Genomic DNA, 15,568 nt, shown 5'->3' on the forward strand with positions numbered 1-15,568 from the left:
AGAGACCAGCCACCACTAAGAAGCGATGCCCAAAGTGCCGCTCTCGCTCCTTCTACATTCACGAGACACAGGAAGTGCACCAGACATGGCGGGTCGAGGGCGGTAACCTCGATCGCACGCCCGGTGACACCATGTTTGGTAGCTTCGTCGGCGTCTCCGGTGAGTGTTTACACTGTGACCACCGTTGGACATTTCGCGCTCAGCAGATCGACGACTTAGTGACGGAGAACGACGATGGATGAAGCGCTGATCAGGCTTGTGTCCCTTTGGGACGATGTCGACAACGCTGCCGCGCGCGTCGAAACGTCCTTGCCCTTTCAGATGTCAGAAGCAATCGCCCGGTTGGAGGAGACCCGCAAGGTCTTTCGGATCGCGCTTCAGAGCTATGCCATGAGCAGGAATAAGCCATGAACAACATGACGCTGGAAGCGATCCTCGAAGAGCTTTGCCGCTACGGCCTACCGTCTCTGCATCCGTTCATGGCGGACCCCTACGATCGAGATCAAACCAAGCCAACTAAGCCCGGTCTGTGGGACTGCCACATTCAGGTGCCCTACAACGACGCCTCCTATGAACTCAACCCGTATCGCCACGGTGAATGCTCGGGGACGCGGGCATACGCACGCAAGTTCAAGCAGCAGGTCGGCTTCAATGGACGCGGCAAGACGGCGCGGGAAGCTGCGCAGCAGTGCCTCGATCGGGTCCTGCTCTATCAGGAATATGGCTGGCACTATCTGTGGCCGGCCGAAAAGAAACCCGCAGGAGTGCCCGACATTGCCGCGTAAATTGACCGTGACCGAAGCCCTTGCAGAGATGAAACAGAACGTGATCGACTGTGACGGCATTGAAGTCTTCAAGGCCGATTGGCCTCTGGGTGACAAGCTCGTCGCAGCCGGGGAGTGTGAGTGGATCGGCGATCCTCGCGGTCCCTATTTAGCGTGGAAGCGCCTCGGACTAGCAGGGAGTGTCCAGTCTTGAAGACCTTTGAGATCGAAGTCCGCCAGACCGTCAAGGTCACGCTCGACGAGTCCAAGTTCACTGAACCGTTCATGGAGGAGTTCCGGGCGCACTTCTTCCCGTTTTATGACGTGGAAGACCACGCCAAGCACATTGCTCAGCTTACCGCCCGCGAGGTCGCCGACTTTGGCCACAACCGGCATGAGTTCGTCGAAGGTTATGGGCCGATCGGCGACTTCGGCATCCGCGCCGAGGTCACCGACACCGAGATGGAGGTTCTGTAAATGAGTGCAGCAACCTCAGCAGCTACGGCAGCAACCACCGCGTGTCTTGCAGTGATTCTGATCGAGGAAGATCGGCGTCGCCGGGAGAAAGAGGGAGAAATACCCTACTATCCTTATTATTCGAGCGACTACGTTGCGCCTTCACCGTGGTGGTGGCGTTTGTTTGTGCTCACGATGATCCTCTTCTGTGTTGGCGTGGCCGGCGTCGTCTGGGCCTTGTCATGATCGACCCCGGAGAGCACGAACTGGTCACCATCGAGCAGCCTTATGACAAGGTCGAAGAGGGGCTGCTGAGGAGGATTGAGGACCTGCGGCAGGAGTACATGCAGCGGATACAGCCTTTGGTCGACGAGTTCGTCGCACGCAGGGCCACAAAGGTGCCGAAGTATATTTTGGTGAGGAAGGGTTGATTGATGGCATCGGTCAACGTTTCAGAAGCTGAGTTCATGGTCGTCGCACACGCTGCCTACGAGGCTCATGCGCATGGTGACACGGATTCGGCCAAGGTGTTGGATAAGCTCGCCCGCAAGATCAATGCGGCGCTGTCCAATGAGACCACGTCAAGGGCCACTCCTTTCGCCCGCGTGACAAAACCGGCGTCGTGGAAGGACATGCCGTCGACATTGGATAGGGAGGGTTGAGTGCAGATGAAGTCGATCCTGAGCCCACGTGAGACCGAATTTCTCGTCGATCTCTTCCGCAAGTCGAAGGGCGAGCCGTGGGAGCCGAACAATCCCAAGCACCCGTTCTTCGACAAGGCGATCAAGGCCGGTTACCTGCGGCGTGCAGACGGACGCTGCGGCTTCGAGCGGTTCAAGGACTCCTTCGTCGCGTGGACAGAGGCCGGGCACAATGCTCTAACCCTGTCCGAGGCGGTCATGGAGCCTGTCCGTCGCCAAGAGATCATTAGACACCGAGCAATGGGGATCGTGAATGCAGCTACCAATTGACGTGGCGCGGCAAGCGCCATTCAAGAAGCCAAAATACATCGACGAAGAGACGCCGATGCTCTCGCGATGGATGGTCTTCGGCTTCCGGCCCGAGGATCAGCACAAGCCCTACGCACATCAACGCGTCGACGTGACCGATCCGAACGGCAGTGACATCTTCACGAACGTCACCGGAAAGCAGGCAGACGCGATCCTAAAGGCGCGAAACGACTTCGTCGACGCGATCCTCAAGATCATCAATCATCGCGTTCCTGAGGCGTGGCGGGTTGGGATGCGGGTCGAGTATATCCGCCAAATCTCGTGGGGACCAAGTACCGGCGACAAGGGAACGATCGTCGAAGTCAACGGCGTGAACGACTTCATCGTCATGCCCGACGAAAACGAGTCCCATCGGTTCTACACCACCACCGACGACGTGACGTGGTTGCCCGACGATTAACCATGTCCAGTTTTTCTGTTTGATTTTGTCCAGAATCGGTGTAATTCTGTCTTCGTCAACACACGGAGATTACGCATGACGGACCTGCTCAAAGAACTCGCCGACGCTGAGGCTGAAGCTGCCCAGCGCGTCAGGCTGGAGAAGCGGCCGAAGCCCCAGTTCGGATATCGCAACATGTACGCGGTCATGATCGACGGCGTGTACCGGGGCTTCGTTGCCATGCGGAACGGATGGGGCGGTCGCTGGGACTATCTGAACATCTATCAGCGGCGTCCTCAGAGCGCATTTCTTCCCTTTATCTACGACAAGGAAGGTGCGCCTCGACGCATCCTTGAAGCCTACACGAAGTATCCAAACGAATCGTTCTGGCGCAGCGTTGAGGAGATCGAGGCAGCGGAGTCCAAGAAGAAGGAAGAGGCCGAGCAGCGTGAGCAGGCTTGGAAGAAGGCTGCCGAAGAGCGGCGAGAGAAGAACGCGGCGACGCTGGAAGGTCTTATTTCCCTGCGCGACAATCACGACAGCCGGCGCTATACCAATCAGGAGTTCGCGGCGATTGTTGCGGCGATCGACTATTTCAAGGGGCAGGTAGGGTGATGGCCGGCGATCAAAACTACGAGCGGTATCTGGAGGGTCGGCAGCTACGCCGCATGAAGGCCGACGATCGCTGGCTTGCCCGGCGCGAGCGGCTTGAGGCCAAGGCCGATCGGATGATCGGCGAACTCTGTCGCGACGGTAAGACCGTCCACTACGTCTTTCCAGTTGGCGGACGCTACAAGGAAGGAACGTGGGGAGAACTGGTCGACTACCTGATCCGTAACAAGTGGGTGCACTGATGGGATACCCAAACGTCACCGCATTCTGCAAGGCTCTCGGGCATCATGGAGTGTGTCCCGAGGGTCTGGAGGTCATGGGTAAGGTCGCGCACTTCCTCGACGAGGAGACGCGCGAGGAATACGACCAGATCATGCGCGATCTCCGGGCGATGTTCGCGCCGGTAGGCGAGTCGTCACAGGACTGACGTTAACCACGTCCAGTTTTTCTGTTTGATTTTGTCCAGAATCACTGTAGATATGTGTACGTCAACACACGGAGAGACCAATGACCAACGAACCGAACATGCGCTCGATCGCGGACACCATCAACAAGGCGCAGGAAGGCTTGAGGGGCGTCCATGTGAATGCCGTCCCACGCATGTCAAAGCTGCCTGAAATCACGATCAAGTGTGATTCCTTCGGATATACCTTCGAGCACGCACGATTCACCGCTAACTGGACGGAAGGGGACGCTCGTTTCCACGTCTGGATCAACAGCGACGGCGAAGTCGAAGAGACGATCCACAAGAATAGCATCGCGGACATGTGGATGGACACGCCGGACGGCCGTCGCGTGCACAATCCGGCGTATTATCCACATCGCACGCTTGACCTCACTGCGAAGAAGAATCAGCCCATTCGCGAAGCGATCCTCGAACTCATCAAGGACGGTGAAGTTCTACGATCCCTTCACGCGGCTGCCAAGCAGAAAAAGGACGATGAGGAGGCAGCCAAGCAGTCTGCCTACGCCGAGAAGATGCGCAACGCGCTCCTGACCGAAGGCGCTACCCTCGGCGACGAGTTTGCGTCCTTGGTCAAGTCCCTGAGCGAGGAGCAGTTGCATACGCTCGCGAAGATAGTGCATTCAGCATGAGCATCAGGAACATCATCGCCGGCCTCTTCGGCTATGGCAAGGCGAGGGTGAATGTCGCCCTCGCCGACGCCTTCAAGAACTGGGAGCGGCCGGCTGATGCCGGCGAGCTTCCCGACGATCAGTTGCGCTATATCTACGACGCCAGCAAATGTCCCTACTGCAAGTCCAAGCATGGACTTTTCGAGGGTCCACGCGGCGGCGCGAGCGTCAACATGTTCTGCGGTGATCCGGACTGCGACAGCCGATTCAACGTCGTCGACGGGAAGATTTGGGGCTTTATCCCGTGGGGCGAGTTCACCGGCCGCTGTCCTCCTGAGTTCATCGAGCAGCGCCGGAAGGAGATCGCCAATGTGGTATGATCAGTACCAGAACAAGCTCGTCGGCTTCGTCGTCGAGACCCGTCGCGGCATGTTCAAGCCGCTGATCGGGAAGTGCATCGAGAGCGACGGCGATGACGATTGCTTCATCAGTGTGATTGGCAACCAGCCGCCGCAGGAGACGCTTGATCAAGCGCTCGCTTTCTTTGCACCTGATCAGGACAAGTTTGTCCGCGTCTTCACCAAGCCAAACAAGTCGGGCGGGATGATGGGGCATTGGCTGTGGGCGTTGATGTTCAATGAGGATGGCGTCAACCCGAGGAAGATCGCGACCTGATGGACGACCTCGACCGCTTGATCCACCACATCCAAGGCACCTGCCTGTCGATCGAGCAAGCCGTCGAGAGTCTTGAACTCGATCCCTCGATCGACTGGAAAGACAAGCTCCTCGACCGCAACATTGAATTGTGCGGCGTCTGTAACTGGTGGCACGAGTCCGGGGAACTGGAGTTCGATGAGCAGCGGAACTTCGGTGTCTGCGAACAGTGTCTCGACGATTAACCATCGTCAAGATTTGCTTGACAAACCTCTTGCCGAGGAGGCGGGAGGCGTATAGGTTGGCGGAAAGGTTGAGTACAGATGCAAACTCCTAGCCTCATGGATATCATCAGGGCCAACAAGAATGAGCCCTCGGGTCCGGAAAAGCCACTTAGTTTCGGAACGCATCTTCTGGGTTCGAGGGGTTGGGCCATTCTCGAAATCACAAGAATGGAGCCGGATTGGGCGATGACCAAGGTGGTCGACGCCTCGCGCGCCGACTGTATTGGCAACGTCATGCACATATCGGGGAACACCGGCTTCATCAAGCGCGCCCGCGCCAGCAGACGCGAGGATTTGAGGACCTTCAAGGTCGGCACCCGGATCACGATCGCGATGACCTATCGCGATAAATTTGGTCATCGTCTGGCCGAGATCGAGAAGGTTGAGGGATGAGCATCCAAGATGACATCTTTGACGTTGAGCATGCCCTGCGTCGCAATCCGGCGATGAAGAAGGCATTCGAGCGCATCGTCACACACCTTGCCGCCGTCGAGCGGAGAGAAGAGCAGGCACGGACACATCTGCTCCGTCTTGCTGATGGTGCGAAGGCCTTCAAGGAACTGGTCGATCTAGGTCGGGGTTGAGTGCAGAATGAACCGCAAGGACCGCACCATAGCAGCCGGTCTGGCGGCGCGCTGGGAATGGGGAAGCACGAGCAGCGGTCCTGAGGCAGCGGCGAAGTATGCCTGCGCCAAGGACCTGATCGAGGAGCTTGCGATCCCGGCCGAGGACCTGTCCTTCGCGCGCGCTTGGGAGATAGCCGAGCGCATGCAGATCAAGGACGACGAAGCGCTGATGGATGTCCTGAATGACATGGTGGACGACGACTACAAGGCCGTGGTCGACATGATCGAGGACTTTGGTTTCGACGGCCTGAAGCATGAGATCACGAAGAGGGCGACGGCATGATTGTCGAGTGGGACAAGGTCGACGCCGACTACCTGCGCAAGGTTCTGGCCGAGAACGATCCGGCCGCGTTCCGCAAGCTCTATCTGTGCGAGCCGGTGCCAGAGCCTTTTCCTGAGGTCTACTGGTTCTTCGCGCCGAGCTTCCGCGTCGCCGAGGCGGTCCTGTGGTCCGACTATGACATCCACCCGAAGCTACCGATCATCAAGATCGTGACCAAGTCTATAGACAGTCTGCGTAGCCTCAAGGCCGGATCGACCGTGACGATGTTTGATGACCCTGAATTTTCAGAGCGCATCCGCATGCGAGACCGTGAAGAGTTCTGGATGCTGGGCAGATATCGCGGCTGGCGTAACTGGGACAAGCGCGACAGGGATTACCTTCGAGCTTTGACAAGACAGGGTTGAGTGCAGATGACGGATCAGGCTAAAAGCACGCGCCTATTTACGTTTCCAGACAAACTTCTCGTGGCGACGAGCCTTATGGAGGCACGTCGAATCAAGCGCGTGCTTGGCCTCGGCGACGATTGGCGACCGGTTGGGTTGTACCAGAACATGGCTGGATTCCGTGCTTCCAAGATCGTGGTGATCGGCGTCAAGTTCTATAGAGGACTGGAGGTCGACTTGGTCGAGCAGCTTCGGTCGCGCCTGCGGCCGGGCGGTGATTTGGAGACCATTTGAGATGACCACGGAAGAAGAGGTTGAATGGTGGGCTCCGATGCTCGCTTACCATAACGGCCGTAAGCATGCAGCTTGGGGCTGGCCTCGGCGGTATGGAGCCAACTGGCACCAGAAGCAGAAAGACGCCTACGATCGTGGCTGGAAAGAGACGGTGAATGGCCGAGGAAGCTGAAAGCGAACGCCTGCGCCGACTTGGCTGGGACTGGCTGCGAAAGACACGTCGGGACATCAGAGCCCGCGAAGCTGCCGAGGCTTTGCAGACCGACGCCGGTCTCCTGAAAGCCCTGCCGGCGATGATCCAAGTGCACCGCACGATCGCCGAGAACACGGACAACAACTACTATATCCGCGACCTGTCGGCGAAGACCTATCAGGTGATGGAGCACGCGGAACGGCGACTCAAGGAACTGCTCAAGGACGAGGCCCTGCGCCAGTGGGGAGAGTCCTCGAACTTCTCGTGATGGGTTGACATGTCTAAGCTGACACAGCGCCTACTCAACAGAGCCGCAGACCTCGCCGAGCTTCAGTCGAAGGTCCAGTCCGATCTTACCGAGGCCTTCCGAGAGCGCTACGGCACCACCTACTCCGATGTCAACGCCGACGAAATCATAGATGTGCTTGACTATCATGGCGGACATATCACACTCAGTGATGTCGACGAAATCATGACAAAGGCCGGGTATCCGCCGCGAAAGGGTTGAGTGCAGATGGGTAGCTACACACTCCTCGAAAAGAACGGCCTCATGGTCGACCTCGACGAGGCGAAGAAGGACTTCACCTTGGCGATCGTCGCCGAGGAGCCAGCCATGCTCAAGGTGAGCACGCACTATCACCACCACGTCGAGATCATCGACCCGATGCTCTCGCCGGAGGACCTGATTCAGATCGGCATGCGGCTGATCAAGGTCGCGGCCGGACGGATGTCGCCGGAGGCCATCAAGGAGGCGGCTGGTGAGTTCGAGAAGATACTAGCCGTCAAGGAGTGATCGCCGGCCATGATCGCTCACTACATCCTGCGCGATCGCGAACCGGTCCCGGCCGAGTTGATGGAGTGGGCGCGGTGGTTCGAGACGGCCGATCGGCACGTCGCGCTCGCCGACACCCAGCTTCACACGGTCTCGACGGTCTTCCTCGGCATCGATCACAATTTCAGCCGCCACGGCCGGCCGCTGCTCTTCGAGACGATGGTGTTCGAGCGCTGGAAGGGGGAAGACCGACAGGATGAGCCCGAGCGCGACGGTTTACCAGACCGGGTCATCGACTGGATCGAGACTCTTGGCATCTGCCGGCGCTACCCGACATGGGGCGACGCCGAGGAAGGTCACCGCAAGGTCGTGGCCGAGGTCCTGCGCACTGAGATGGACGCCAATCACCAACTGTTCGAAGCGATCCGCAAGCCCGCTCGCTGATCACCGGACCTGATATTTCCGGTTTGCCTCATCCATCTCACGCTGGCGCTTCTGCCGGCTGCGCTCCCACATCACGTCCTCGACATCCTCAGGGCAGAATAGGTCGAGCGCTTCCTGCGTCAGCCGGCGATCGTAGGTCGTGACCTTCTCGATCCACGTGCCCTTGCCGTCGCCATAGCCTTTCGTCTCCCTGTTCAGACGCATGCGCGCGTAATGCGCGTCCGGGATCGTGCCGTGGAATTTCTGCCAATCCGGATGGAAGTCCCTGATGTCCTCCATCATCCCGTTGAAGGTGAAAAAGGCATCCGGGCTGACCTGCTGGCGGAACGCCTGCCGGCGCATGAACTCGTAGAACCAGTCGACCAGATAGTTCTCCTTGACATCGTAGTCGTGGAAAGCCTGCCGGCGCGGCCGGTAGAGTCCGTAACGCACGCGCTCAATTCGCGCTTCTCGATCGGTGTCGTCCGCACCCTTGCTCTTGGTTCGCCGCCAGCGTTCGAGATGGGTATCGATCGTGTGTGGGTTGGAGGGCTCACCGAAGACCTCGGGATCGGCCGTCATCCTGACCACGGTCTCTCGATCGAAGACGGGGAAATGCTCCAGCTTGAGGAGGATGTCCTTCCACGTCCACATCCGCTCATTGCGCTTGGCCGAAAGCTTCTCGATGTTGAAGGCGGCGCGGCGCTCGCGGAACACGTCATAGACATCCGACCGGTTGATCCTGTCCAGAATCTCCGGCTGGATCATGAACTGGCCGGTCGATTTCGGCATGCGGCCGTTCGGAAGGGTCCGATGCTTGGCGAACATCTCCGCCTCGATCGGCGCAATCATGTGACGGGCCGACTCGATCGTATGTGGAGTGAACAGATACTTCTTGGCAACGCGTCGGAAGAATGGCTCGCTCGGGTGATAGAAGGTCCGGCTCGGGTCCACGTCCATGGCGTAACGACCCATGGGACCGACACCCAACGTCTCGATCATCTCGTCGGACCGCTCCAGCTTCTTGCGATATCCCTCGGGATCGGCGTCGAGATGGAACACGTCGGTGAAGCAGGAGGAGAAGAGCTTGCGGGTCATCCACACCGCGCCCGGCCGGAAGTCGCGCTCCTGACTGTCGCGGGTGATTGTGAACGGGTTGCCGTCACTGTCGAGCACAGGCTTGCCGTCGATCAGGTATGGCGTCTCGATCGGCGGGTGGTAGATGCCCTTGTGATCGGTGTAGCCATAATACTCGCGCCGGGTCGCGGCCGGGAAGGGTGTCGCCCGGAGATAGGCGTCGCAGACCGCGCGCATCCATATCTCCATGGCGGTGAAGACGAACTCCTTGCCGTCCTCCTCGACCTCGAACAGATTCTGAAACCTCGGCGAGACGCGGCGCTTGCGGGCATTGCTACGAATGTTTCGGTTCTGCGACCGTCGCTCCTTCGAACGCCCGCTTCCCATCTTCAGCTTCATTCTGCACTCACTCTGCACTCAACCTGTTTGGGCCGGGTTTCCCTGTGTGCGCAAGCGCAGTCGCGCGGTCTCAATAGTGGACGATCTGGGTGCACCGGTCCCAACCCCTTCCTCTCCCTTTAAGCCAAGAGAAGGCGTAGCATTTATGGTTAGCGCCTATGCTTAATCCTGTCAATCGTATCTTTACACGTTCGGACATCCGTTCTGGACGCGTCGGCTCCTCCTCTCCCCTCGACGAGGCGGTAGCCGGTCGGTCAGACAGGGCGGTAGTTAGGGATTAGAGTTATTGGCTAATCTAAAATGCTACTGCTTCTCAAGGCTTTTAGGTAGGTTAAGGGGTAAGAGAAATTTAGAGGACCAGAAAACTAGAAGCTGAGAAAACCAGAAATCCATCAGTCGATCAGGTTGAGTTCAGAGCGTCTGCACTCAACCCGAGATCAACGGACGGGCACGCCCCTTCTCACCGGACAGCCGCCGCGCCGGCCGCACTCGATCCAGCGCAGCACGATCCACTTGATCCAATTCTAAAAGGTTGAGTGCAGACCGGCACCATCCACGCCCAATCCCATCCTCTCCAAATCCCTTCTCCCAGCAGGATGAGTGCAGACCGGCACCATCCAAAACTCAGACTTACAAACACCGGGTTGAGTGCAGACGCGCTTCACAGCCCGATCGCTTTGTCAAGGTATTATAGTGAGCCACTGTCCAGAATTTCTTGACATTTAGCCTCCAGAAGTCGAGACTCCGCACATTCTCCAAAATGCGTGCGGTGCACATGACTCTGACCCTCAAGCGGCCACGGCCGACCTTTGCGCAAGTCTTCGCGACGACCGCACATCCCGACGTTCTCCATTGGATTTCCAAAAGCGAAGCGCGCATCGGCCCGGACGCCTATAAGGAGTTCGTCGGCTCGCTCCCCTCCGAGCACACGCAGTTCCTGCACCTGCTCGAAGTGTCACTGCGACAGGGTCAGGGCAATCTCGACGGCTTTCGCGTCGCCTCCGATCTCAAATCCTATCTCGATTGGCCGGTCGATTCCGAACTGGTCAAGATCATCGACGACGCCGTGGACATGACCCAGCGCAAGAACCTGCGGCTGGCGACGATCGCATGGGTGATGGAGACTGGCACCCGCTTCCACGCCAAACCCTCCGAGGAAGTCCAATATCGCGGCGAGACCTTTTCCGGCACACGCTCCGGCCGCGTCGTCGAGGTCGACAGGGTGATCGCCTCTGGCACCGTCGCCGATGCCAATGACCAGCGCTGGACCGTACTCGGCGAAAATCTGGTGGCGGCATGAAGTGGTCGGACAAAACCATCCGGCCGGGACCTGTCTGCGGCATCGATCCGGGCGTCGACGGCGCACTCGCCTTTCTCGATGTGACCGACTGGACGATCGAGATCGTCGACGTTCCGAAGATAAAGGTCATCGTCAACGGTAAGCCGCGTCATCACGTCGACCATGTCCGCCTCGCCGAGATCATCACGGCGCGCCGGCCGTGGATGATCGTCACCGAGCATCTGTGGTCGCGGCCCGGTCAGGACGCCAAGGGCCTGTTCTCGCTCGGCCGCTACACCGGACAGGTCGAAATGGCCTCCTCCATGCTCGGCTGTGACCTCCGGCAGGTGACGCCGCAGGAGTGGAAGTCCGACCTCGCCGTCTCCTCCGACAAGAACCTCAGCCGCGAACGCGCCGCGCAACTGATGCCGTGCCTCGCGCCGACCCTCACCCGCAAGGGCGACCACGATCGCGGCGAGGCCGCGCTGCTCGCCTTCTGGGGCGCGCTCAAGCTCGGCCGCATGCCCAAGCCGATCCGCCTCATCAACCCACCCGCCCCTCCCAAGAGAAAGAAAGCAGCATGAAGAAAATGAACTGGGACGACGAGATGCGTACCCACGTCCCGTCGATGTTCATCACCGAGGATGACGACGACGAGGTCGAGTTGGTCGACACCGGCCGCGTCGACAAGGACGGCGTCCCGATCATCATCGCGCTCTCTCACAAGCAGGGCTTCGCCGGCTTCCTGCCGCCCGGAATGTACGAGCGTATCCAGCAGGCGAAGGAGGAGGCCGAGGCCAAGGCTGAGCTTACCGAGATGATCGAGGAGATCGTCACCGTCACGCTGAAGAAGATCGGCATCAAGCTCCCGCCGCCCGCGCCGGGGCCGGCTCCGGCTGTGATCCCGCGCATCAAGGAGAAGACTGTCAAGGTCTCGAACAAGAAGAAGGGATCGGCCGATGCCCGTCCTGAGTAACCCGAAATGGGAGGTCTTCGCCACCGGTCTGGCGGACGGCCTCACCGTTCTCGATGCCTATGAGCAGGCCGGCTACCCGCGCTCGGCCTCCTCGGCGTCGCAGTTGAAGAACCGGCCTGAGCTTCAGTCGCGCGTGCAGGAACTGATCTACGAGAAGCAGAGCGCCGCCCGGCGTGAGTCCGAGAATGATCCCGACATCAACCCGCACGAACTCAACCGTGCATGGTTGATCACCACGCTGATGAAGAATGTCGAGATCGCCCAGAAGGCGCAGCAGATCGCACCGGCCAACAAGGCGGTCGAGATGCTGGCCGAGATCATCGGCTACTCGCTCAAGAACCGTGGCGGCAAGAACGCCAACGACGACGACCCCAACAAGGACGGCGAAGCGCCCGGCTTTGATTTCGACAAGGCCAATGACGCCATCGGCCGGCTCATGGAAGTGCTGCCGGACGCACCGACCGAGGGTAGCTGATGGCCCGTCCCTACCCTTACGCGGATCGGGACCGGGTCTACGCGTTTCTCAAACAGGCCGAAGAGTTCGCCACTCTGGTCGAGAAGATCGCCGAAGGTCAGGCCGATCACAGTCCCGAGCTTCAGGGCGCGCTCGCCGCGCTCACCGGAGCCACCGACCTGCATCAGCAGCACAAGGCCGTCCAATACATGCTGGATCGTGCCCGCAAGGAGCACGAGCGCCGGCTGATCGAGGCCGCGCCGAACGACTTCACCGCCTATGTCGAAGTGATCAATCCGGAGGAGCCGTGCGCCTCGAAGCTGCACCGCTTCCTCGGCGAGACGCTGATGGAGATGGAGGCCAATTCCGGCCTCAAGAAGGGCGTCTCGATGCCACCCGGCCACGCCAAGGACATGTGCGTGTCCACGCCTGTGATGTTGGCGGACGGCTCGATGAAGCCGCTCGGCGAGGTCCAGGTTGGCGACTTCGTCATCACCCACACCGGCAGCGCCCGCGAGGTTCTGGAGGTCCACGATCAGGGCAAGCGCCCGGTCATGCGTATGCGCACCCTCTGCGGCCGTGAGCTTTTTCCACATCCCGAGCATCCGTTCCTGACGCCGGCCGGCTGGGTGCAGGCGCAATATCTGAAGCAGGGTGACGTACTGGCGCAGCAGCGCGAGTTCTCGATTCCCAACGGCTCCGGCCGGTCCCTCTACGATTTCATTCTGGCCGGCTACATGATGGCGGCTGGCATGGTGCGCGGCCGGCATTACAGCCGCGTCTTCACCGTCGACCGCACCTTCCGCACCGACGATCCCGAGATCATGGCCGATCTCATCGACACGGCCAAGCGACTAGGATTCCGCGCGCGGATCGCCAAGAAGGGTAGCTACGGCAAGGAGATCGAGACCGCCCGGTTCGATGAGAAGTTCATCCACTGGCTGCGTGGCCAGCGCCTGAACGGCCTGCACCGCCATACCATGCGGGTCCCCGACTGGGTGTTCAAGGGTGGGCTGATCGAGATCGCCGCCTTTGTCGGCGCGATCTTCTCGATGGACGCCAGTCTGGTGCCGACCTCCCACAAGCAGAGCCTGAACGCCCGCAAGATGGTGATCCGGCTGCGCAACGCCGGATTGGTTGGTGACATGCAGCGGCTGCTCGCCCGCCTCGGCGCGCGCTCGGCACTCGATAAGCATCTGGTCAACAACTACAACTACGAGCCGACCGAGTTCTGGAGCCTGACGGTCTGGGACGCCGAGGATCAGTATTATCTCCAGCGCTCGATGCGCGTGCGTGGCGTCAACCAGCGCCTGTGGGCCGACCCGATCGTGCCGCGCGCCTTCTTCGACGGACGCTATGCCACCGACCGCATCATCGCGATCGACTATGACTGGGACGTGCGGGAGACCAAGTGCCTGACCGTCGACGAGGACCATTCCTTCCTCGCTGATGGCGTGGTGGTGCACAACTCCACCTATTGCTCGCGCCTGTTTCCGTCGTGGTGGATGGGCAAGCGCGAGAACAAGCGCTGGCTTCAGGCCGGCCACACCCAGCGTTTTGCCGAGAAGGAGTTTGGCAAGAAGACCCGCGACAACATCCTCGCCACGGCAGCCTATCAGAAGGTGTTTCCGGGCGTCGGGGTCAGCACCGCCTCGCAGGACGAGATCATCCTGACCAATGGCTGCGCCTACAACGTCAAGGGCGTCGGACAGGGCATCTCGGGTTACCGCTCGCACTTCAACAACGTCGACGACCCATACGCGACCCATGAGGACGCGATGAGCCCGACCATCCGCGAGAAGGTCTGGAACTGGTGGGCGAACGACTTCAGGACCCGTCGCCTGCCGGGCGCGGGCGAACTGATCATCGTGACGCGCTGGCACACCGACGACGTGGTCGGCCGTCTGGAGGAGATGATCAAGAAAGGCGAAATAGAACCATGGGAGTTTATTAATCTACCCGCGTTTGCGGTAGAAGAAAACGATGTATTAAATCGCAAAATTGGTGACGTTTTGTGGCCGGAAGTATTCAAAAAAGAATTTCTTCTGGACATAAAAGGCACCAGTACGGAAGAAAACTGGTCCGCCCTGTACCAGTGTGCGCCAGTGTTGGAAAAGGGCAACATCCTCCAGCGTAACTGGATTAAATACTATAAACAACTGCCGCAGCGTAGTATTCGCCCGGCTGGTACTGTGCAGGCCGTGAACCGGGCTCCCGTGGCCGATCCGCGCCTCGTACGGGTGGACCCTTTGAAATTCAAAATCGGGGCCGAGGGACCCTCGGAATCGAAACCGGGGCCGGCCGATTCTGGAAATCAAAATTCGGTTTTTGCAATTCGAACCGTGGTTTCCGTCGACACCGCCGAAACGGATTCGGCAAGGGCCGACCGCTCGGCGCTTCAGGTCTGGATTTATGGATCGGACCGCAACCACTATCTGGCGCATGCCTCGGTCGGCAAGTATCTGTTCCCCGACCTCGTCGAGGCGATCGAGACGACGGCGCTGGCATGGGGAGCCGATCTCGTGCTGATCGAGACCAAGGGCGCGGGTCTGCAATACATTCAGGCGCGCACCGGCCACTCGCAGACGCCGATCATCGGTTTCAACCCGAAGAACATCGAGAAGTCGATGCGCTTTGACGGCACCATGGTGATGTGGCAGACCGGCACCGTGCTGCTGCCGGAGAAAGGGACATGGCTGGCCGACTATGTCGACGAGCTTCTGAAGTTCCCGTCTGGGCGTTACGACGACCAAGTCGACGCGACCAGCCAGTATTTGCACTGGCACCGGATCGACGGCGGCTGGGATCGCGGCATGAAGAAGATCAAGGGCTGAGCGGCGTTAACCTTACCTGCACAAGGTTAACGCCCGCGCCCGGCTCTGCACTCAACCCAGTTTCCCTAATGATTTCAAGGCTTTACGCCGGACTCCTACCAACTCCTAGAATGTACGAATTAGGAGTTGGGGAAAATTTGGATGATCATGGCCTCCAGATTTTGGATGAGCATGGTTTTGCATGAGGTCTGGCATGAGCATGGTCGAATTTTTGGATGGGGGAGAATTGGAACACGCGCCTGCGCGAGCGCGCGCCCGGATCGCTCAGATTTTCGGAAAACTTGAGTAAAATTTGAAACAAGCCCGCCGTTAACCATGCTCAGGTAAGGTTAACGCGCCTTG

30 protein-coding genes are annotated in these 15,568 nt (G+C 59.4%); 29 read left to right on the forward strand and 1 reads right to left on the reverse strand.

Annotated features, from left to right (window positions below; all coding sequences use genetic code 11):
* Positions 1–234 precede the first annotated feature (234 nt).
* The 24 genes from HUI96_RS09195 (at position 235) to HUI96_RS09310 (ending at position 8,228) form a co-directional block, all read left to right on the forward strand.
* Complete coding sequence (locus HUI96_RS09195) at positions 235–411, forward strand: hypothetical protein (protein WP_188254341.1); 177 nt, start codon at positions 235–237, stop codon at positions 409–411.
* Positions 408–785, forward strand: a complete 378-nt coding sequence (locus HUI96_RS09200; RefSeq protein ID WP_188254342.1) for a hypothetical protein — start codon at positions 408–410, stop codon at positions 783–785. Before HUI96_RS09195 ends, HUI96_RS09200 begins: the two co-directional genes overlap by 4 nt.
* 189 nt (positions 786–974) lie before the next feature.
* On the forward strand, positions 975–1,241 hold the full coding sequence (locus HUI96_RS09205) for a hypothetical protein (RefSeq protein WP_210320107.1): 267 nt from the start codon (positions 975–977) through the stop codon (positions 1,239–1,241).
* The gene (locus HUI96_RS09210) at positions 1,242–1,466 is read left to right on the forward strand and encodes a hypothetical protein (RefSeq protein WP_188254343.1); all 225 of its coding nucleotides are present in this window, start codon (positions 1,242–1,244) and stop codon (positions 1,464–1,466) included.
* A complete protein-coding gene (locus HUI96_RS09215) occupies positions 1,463–1,651 on the forward strand; it encodes a hypothetical protein (RefSeq protein ID WP_188254344.1) in 189 nt (62 codons plus the stop codon). Before HUI96_RS09210 ends, HUI96_RS09215 begins: the two co-directional genes overlap by 4 nt.
* A gap of 3 nt (positions 1,652–1,654) precedes the next feature.
* Positions 1,655–1,882, forward strand: a complete 228-nt coding sequence (locus tag HUI96_RS09220) for a hypothetical protein (RefSeq protein WP_188254345.1) — start codon at positions 1,655–1,657, stop codon at positions 1,880–1,882.
* Entirely contained in the window at positions 1,883–2,191 is a 309-nt protein-coding gene (locus HUI96_RS09225) for a hypothetical protein (protein WP_188254346.1), read from the forward strand.
* Positions 2,175–2,630 carry a hypothetical protein gene (locus HUI96_RS09230; protein WP_188254347.1) on the forward strand — a complete coding sequence of 152 codons (456 nt, stop codon included), beginning with the start codon at positions 2,175–2,177 and terminating at the stop codon, positions 2,628–2,630. Before HUI96_RS09225 ends, HUI96_RS09230 begins: the two co-directional genes overlap by 17 nt.
* 75 nt (positions 2,631–2,705) lie before the next feature.
* Positions 2,706–3,224, forward strand: coding sequence for a hypothetical protein (locus HUI96_RS09235; RefSeq protein WP_188254348.1), 519 nt, complete (start codon positions 2,706–2,708; stop codon positions 3,222–3,224).
* Positions 3,224–3,463, forward strand: coding sequence for a hypothetical protein (locus HUI96_RS09240; protein WP_188254349.1), 240 nt, complete (start codon positions 3,224–3,226; stop codon positions 3,461–3,463). The genes HUI96_RS09235 and HUI96_RS09240 overlap by 1 nt, the downstream gene beginning before the upstream one ends.
* Positions 3,463–3,648, forward strand: a complete 186-nt coding sequence (locus tag HUI96_RS09245) for a hypothetical protein (protein ID WP_188254350.1) — start codon at positions 3,463–3,465, stop codon at positions 3,646–3,648. The genes HUI96_RS09240 and HUI96_RS09245 overlap by 1 nt, the downstream gene beginning before the upstream one ends.
* Before the next feature lie 80 nt (positions 3,649–3,728).
* Positions 3,729–4,316, forward strand: coding sequence for a hypothetical protein (locus HUI96_RS09250; RefSeq protein WP_188254351.1), 588 nt, complete (start codon positions 3,729–3,731; stop codon positions 4,314–4,316).
* Positions 4,313–4,675, forward strand: a complete 363-nt coding sequence (locus HUI96_RS09255; RefSeq protein WP_188254352.1) for a hypothetical protein — start codon at positions 4,313–4,315, stop codon at positions 4,673–4,675. The genes HUI96_RS09250 and HUI96_RS09255 overlap by 4 nt, the downstream gene beginning before the upstream one ends.
* Positions 4,665–4,970, forward strand: coding sequence for a hypothetical protein (locus tag HUI96_RS09260; protein WP_188254353.1), 306 nt, complete (start codon positions 4,665–4,667; stop codon positions 4,968–4,970). The genes HUI96_RS09255 and HUI96_RS09260 overlap by 11 nt, the downstream gene beginning before the upstream one ends.
* Complete coding sequence (locus HUI96_RS09265) at positions 4,970–5,194, forward strand: hypothetical protein (protein ID WP_188254354.1); 225 nt, start codon at positions 4,970–4,972, stop codon at positions 5,192–5,194. The genes HUI96_RS09260 and HUI96_RS09265 overlap by 1 nt, the downstream gene beginning before the upstream one ends.
* A gap of 225 nt (positions 5,195–5,419) precedes the next feature.
* Entirely contained in the window at positions 5,420–5,626 is a 207-nt protein-coding gene (locus tag HUI96_RS09270) for a hypothetical protein (RefSeq protein ID WP_188254355.1), read from the forward strand.
* Entirely contained in the window at positions 5,623–5,817 is a 195-nt protein-coding gene (locus tag HUI96_RS09275; RefSeq protein WP_188254356.1) for a hypothetical protein, read from the forward strand. Before HUI96_RS09270 ends, HUI96_RS09275 begins: the two co-directional genes overlap by 4 nt.
* A 7-nt stretch (positions 5,818–5,824) precedes the next feature.
* Entirely contained in the window at positions 5,825–6,142 is a 318-nt protein-coding gene (locus HUI96_RS09280) for a hypothetical protein (RefSeq protein WP_188254357.1), read from the forward strand.
* The gene (locus tag HUI96_RS09285) at positions 6,139–6,546 is read left to right on the forward strand and encodes a hypothetical protein (protein ID WP_188254358.1); all 408 of its coding nucleotides are present in this window, start codon (positions 6,139–6,141) and stop codon (positions 6,544–6,546) included. Before HUI96_RS09280 ends, HUI96_RS09285 begins: the two co-directional genes overlap by 4 nt.
* A 6-nt stretch (positions 6,547–6,552) precedes the next feature.
* On the forward strand, positions 6,553–6,819 hold the full coding sequence (locus HUI96_RS09290; protein ID WP_188254359.1) for a hypothetical protein: 267 nt from the start codon (positions 6,553–6,555) through the stop codon (positions 6,817–6,819).
* A 155-nt stretch (positions 6,820–6,974) separates the two neighbouring features.
* On the forward strand, positions 6,975–7,280 hold the full coding sequence (locus HUI96_RS09295) for a hypothetical protein (RefSeq protein WP_188254360.1): 306 nt from the start codon (positions 6,975–6,977) through the stop codon (positions 7,278–7,280).
* A gap of 9 nt (positions 7,281–7,289) precedes the next feature.
* Positions 7,290–7,520, forward strand: a complete 231-nt coding sequence (locus HUI96_RS09300) for a hypothetical protein (RefSeq protein ID WP_188254361.1) — start codon at positions 7,290–7,292, stop codon at positions 7,518–7,520.
* Between the two features lie 6 nt (positions 7,521–7,526).
* Positions 7,527–7,805 carry a hypothetical protein gene (locus HUI96_RS09305; RefSeq protein WP_188254362.1) on the forward strand — a complete coding sequence of 93 codons (279 nt, stop codon included), beginning with the start codon at positions 7,527–7,529 and terminating at the stop codon, positions 7,803–7,805.
* A gap of 9 nt (positions 7,806–7,814) precedes the next feature.
* Positions 7,815–8,228 (forward strand): hypothetical protein, encoded by a 414-nt coding sequence (locus HUI96_RS09310; RefSeq protein ID WP_188254363.1) that lies wholly within the window; start codon positions 7,815–7,817, stop codon positions 8,226–8,228.
* On the opposite strand, the gene HUI96_RS09315 is transcribed toward HUI96_RS09310, so the two are convergent.
* Positions 8,229–9,683 carry a hypothetical protein gene (locus HUI96_RS09315; RefSeq protein ID WP_188254364.1) on the reverse strand — a complete coding sequence of 485 codons (1,455 nt, stop codon included), beginning with the start codon at positions 9,681–9,683 and terminating at the stop codon, positions 8,229–8,231. It lies immediately after the preceding gene.
* Positions 9,684–10,458: 775 nt separating this feature from the next.
* Here HUI96_RS09315 and HUI96_RS09320 point away from each other — a divergent pair.
* From HUI96_RS09320 to terL, 5 genes are read left to right on the forward strand one after another with little or no spacing between them, the layout of a single operon-like run.
* Positions 10,459–10,983, forward strand: coding sequence for a hypothetical protein (locus tag HUI96_RS09320; RefSeq protein WP_188254365.1), 525 nt, complete (start codon positions 10,459–10,461; stop codon positions 10,981–10,983).
* Positions 10,980–11,546 carry a hypothetical protein gene (locus tag HUI96_RS09325; protein ID WP_188254366.1) on the forward strand — a complete coding sequence of 189 codons (567 nt, stop codon included), beginning with the start codon at positions 10,980–10,982 and terminating at the stop codon, positions 11,544–11,546. Before HUI96_RS09320 ends, HUI96_RS09325 begins: the two co-directional genes overlap by 4 nt.
* A complete protein-coding gene (locus HUI96_RS09330; RefSeq protein ID WP_188254367.1) occupies positions 11,543–11,938 on the forward strand; it encodes a hypothetical protein in 396 nt (131 codons plus the stop codon). The genes HUI96_RS09325 and HUI96_RS09330 overlap by 4 nt, the downstream gene beginning before the upstream one ends.
* Entirely contained in the window at positions 11,922–12,413 is a 492-nt protein-coding gene (locus tag HUI96_RS09335; protein WP_188254368.1) for a hypothetical protein, read from the forward strand. Before HUI96_RS09330 ends, HUI96_RS09335 begins: the two co-directional genes overlap by 17 nt.
* A complete protein-coding gene (terL, locus tag HUI96_RS09340; RefSeq protein WP_188254369.1) occupies positions 12,413–15,226 on the forward strand; it encodes a phage terminase large subunit in 2,814 nt (937 codons plus the stop codon). The genes HUI96_RS09335 and terL overlap by 1 nt, the downstream gene beginning before the upstream one ends.
* The last annotated feature ends 342 nt before the right edge of the window (positions 15,227–15,568 follow it).

Source organism: Pseudaminobacter soli (ex Zhang et al. 2022) (assembly GCF_014595955.1).
GTDB lineage: Bacteria > Pseudomonadota > Alphaproteobacteria > Rhizobiales > Rhizobiaceae > Kumtagia > Kumtagia pseudosoli.

What these genes read in the sequence shown, in the direction of transcription:
- HUI96_RS09195 (WP_188254341.1), top strand. Translation starts at nt 235, where the DNA reads ATGGATGAAGCGCTGATCAGGCTTGTGTCCCTTTGGGACGATGTCGAC.
- HUI96_RS09200 (WP_188254342.1), top strand. Translation starts at nt 408, where the DNA reads ATGAACAACATGACGCTGGAAGCGATCCTCGAAGAGCTTTGCCGCTAC.
- HUI96_RS09210 (WP_188254343.1), top strand. Translation starts at nt 1,242, where the DNA reads ATGAGTGCAGCAACCTCAGCAGCTACGGCAGCAACCACCGCGTGTCTT.
- HUI96_RS09215 (WP_188254344.1), top strand. Translation starts at nt 1,463, where the DNA reads ATGATCGACCCCGGAGAGCACGAACTGGTCACCATCGAGCAGCCTTAT.
- HUI96_RS09220 (WP_188254345.1), top strand. Translation starts at nt 1,655, where the DNA reads ATGGCATCGGTCAACGTTTCAGAAGCTGAGTTCATGGTCGTCGCACAC.
- HUI96_RS09230 (WP_188254347.1), top strand. Translation starts at nt 2,175, where the DNA reads ATGCAGCTACCAATTGACGTGGCGCGGCAAGCGCCATTCAAGAAGCCA.
- HUI96_RS09235 (WP_188254348.1), top strand. Translation starts at nt 2,706, where the DNA reads ATGACGGACCTGCTCAAAGAACTCGCCGACGCTGAGGCTGAAGCTGCC.
- HUI96_RS09240 (WP_188254349.1), top strand. Translation starts at nt 3,224, where the DNA reads ATGGCCGGCGATCAAAACTACGAGCGGTATCTGGAGGGTCGGCAGCTA.
- HUI96_RS09245 (WP_188254350.1), top strand. Translation starts at nt 3,463, where the DNA reads ATGGGATACCCAAACGTCACCGCATTCTGCAAGGCTCTCGGGCATCAT.
- HUI96_RS09250 (WP_188254351.1), top strand. Translation starts at nt 3,729, where the DNA reads ATGACCAACGAACCGAACATGCGCTCGATCGCGGACACCATCAACAAG.
- HUI96_RS09255 (WP_188254352.1), top strand. Translation starts at nt 4,313, where the DNA reads ATGAGCATCAGGAACATCATCGCCGGCCTCTTCGGCTATGGCAAGGCG.
- HUI96_RS09260 (WP_188254353.1), top strand. Translation starts at nt 4,665, where the DNA reads ATGTGGTATGATCAGTACCAGAACAAGCTCGTCGGCTTCGTCGTCGAG.
- HUI96_RS09265 (WP_188254354.1), top strand. Translation starts at nt 4,970, where the DNA reads ATGGACGACCTCGACCGCTTGATCCACCACATCCAAGGCACCTGCCTG.
- HUI96_RS09270 (WP_188254355.1), top strand. Translation starts at nt 5,420, where the DNA reads ATGACCAAGGTGGTCGACGCCTCGCGCGCCGACTGTATTGGCAACGTC.
- HUI96_RS09275 (WP_188254356.1), top strand. Translation starts at nt 5,623, where the DNA reads ATGAGCATCCAAGATGACATCTTTGACGTTGAGCATGCCCTGCGTCGC.
- HUI96_RS09280 (WP_188254357.1), top strand. Translation starts at nt 5,825, where the DNA reads ATGAACCGCAAGGACCGCACCATAGCAGCCGGTCTGGCGGCGCGCTGG.
- HUI96_RS09285 (WP_188254358.1), top strand. Translation starts at nt 6,139, where the DNA reads ATGATTGTCGAGTGGGACAAGGTCGACGCCGACTACCTGCGCAAGGTT.
- HUI96_RS09290 (WP_188254359.1), top strand. Translation starts at nt 6,553, where the DNA reads ATGACGGATCAGGCTAAAAGCACGCGCCTATTTACGTTTCCAGACAAA.
- HUI96_RS09295 (WP_188254360.1), top strand. Translation starts at nt 6,975, where the DNA reads ATGGCCGAGGAAGCTGAAAGCGAACGCCTGCGCCGACTTGGCTGGGAC.
- HUI96_RS09300 (WP_188254361.1), top strand. Translation starts at nt 7,290, where the DNA reads ATGTCTAAGCTGACACAGCGCCTACTCAACAGAGCCGCAGACCTCGCC.
- HUI96_RS09305 (WP_188254362.1), top strand. Translation starts at nt 7,527, where the DNA reads ATGGGTAGCTACACACTCCTCGAAAAGAACGGCCTCATGGTCGACCTC.
- HUI96_RS09310 (WP_188254363.1), top strand. Translation starts at nt 7,815, where the DNA reads ATGATCGCTCACTACATCCTGCGCGATCGCGAACCGGTCCCGGCCGAG.
- HUI96_RS09315 (WP_188254364.1), bottom strand. Translation starts at nt 9,683, where the DNA reads ATGAAGCTGAAGATGGGAAGCGGGCGTTCGAAGGAGCGACGGTCGCAG.
- HUI96_RS09320 (WP_188254365.1), top strand. Translation starts at nt 10,459, where the DNA reads ATGACTCTGACCCTCAAGCGGCCACGGCCGACCTTTGCGCAAGTCTTC.
- HUI96_RS09325 (WP_188254366.1), top strand. Translation starts at nt 10,980, where the DNA reads ATGAAGTGGTCGGACAAAACCATCCGGCCGGGACCTGTCTGCGGCATC.
- HUI96_RS09330 (WP_188254367.1), top strand. Translation starts at nt 11,543, where the DNA reads ATGAAGAAAATGAACTGGGACGACGAGATGCGTACCCACGTCCCGTCG.
- HUI96_RS09335 (WP_188254368.1), top strand. Translation starts at nt 11,922, where the DNA reads ATGCCCGTCCTGAGTAACCCGAAATGGGAGGTCTTCGCCACCGGTCTG.
- terL (WP_188254369.1), top strand. Translation starts at nt 12,413, where the DNA reads ATGGCCCGTCCCTACCCTTACGCGGATCGGGACCGGGTCTACGCGTTT.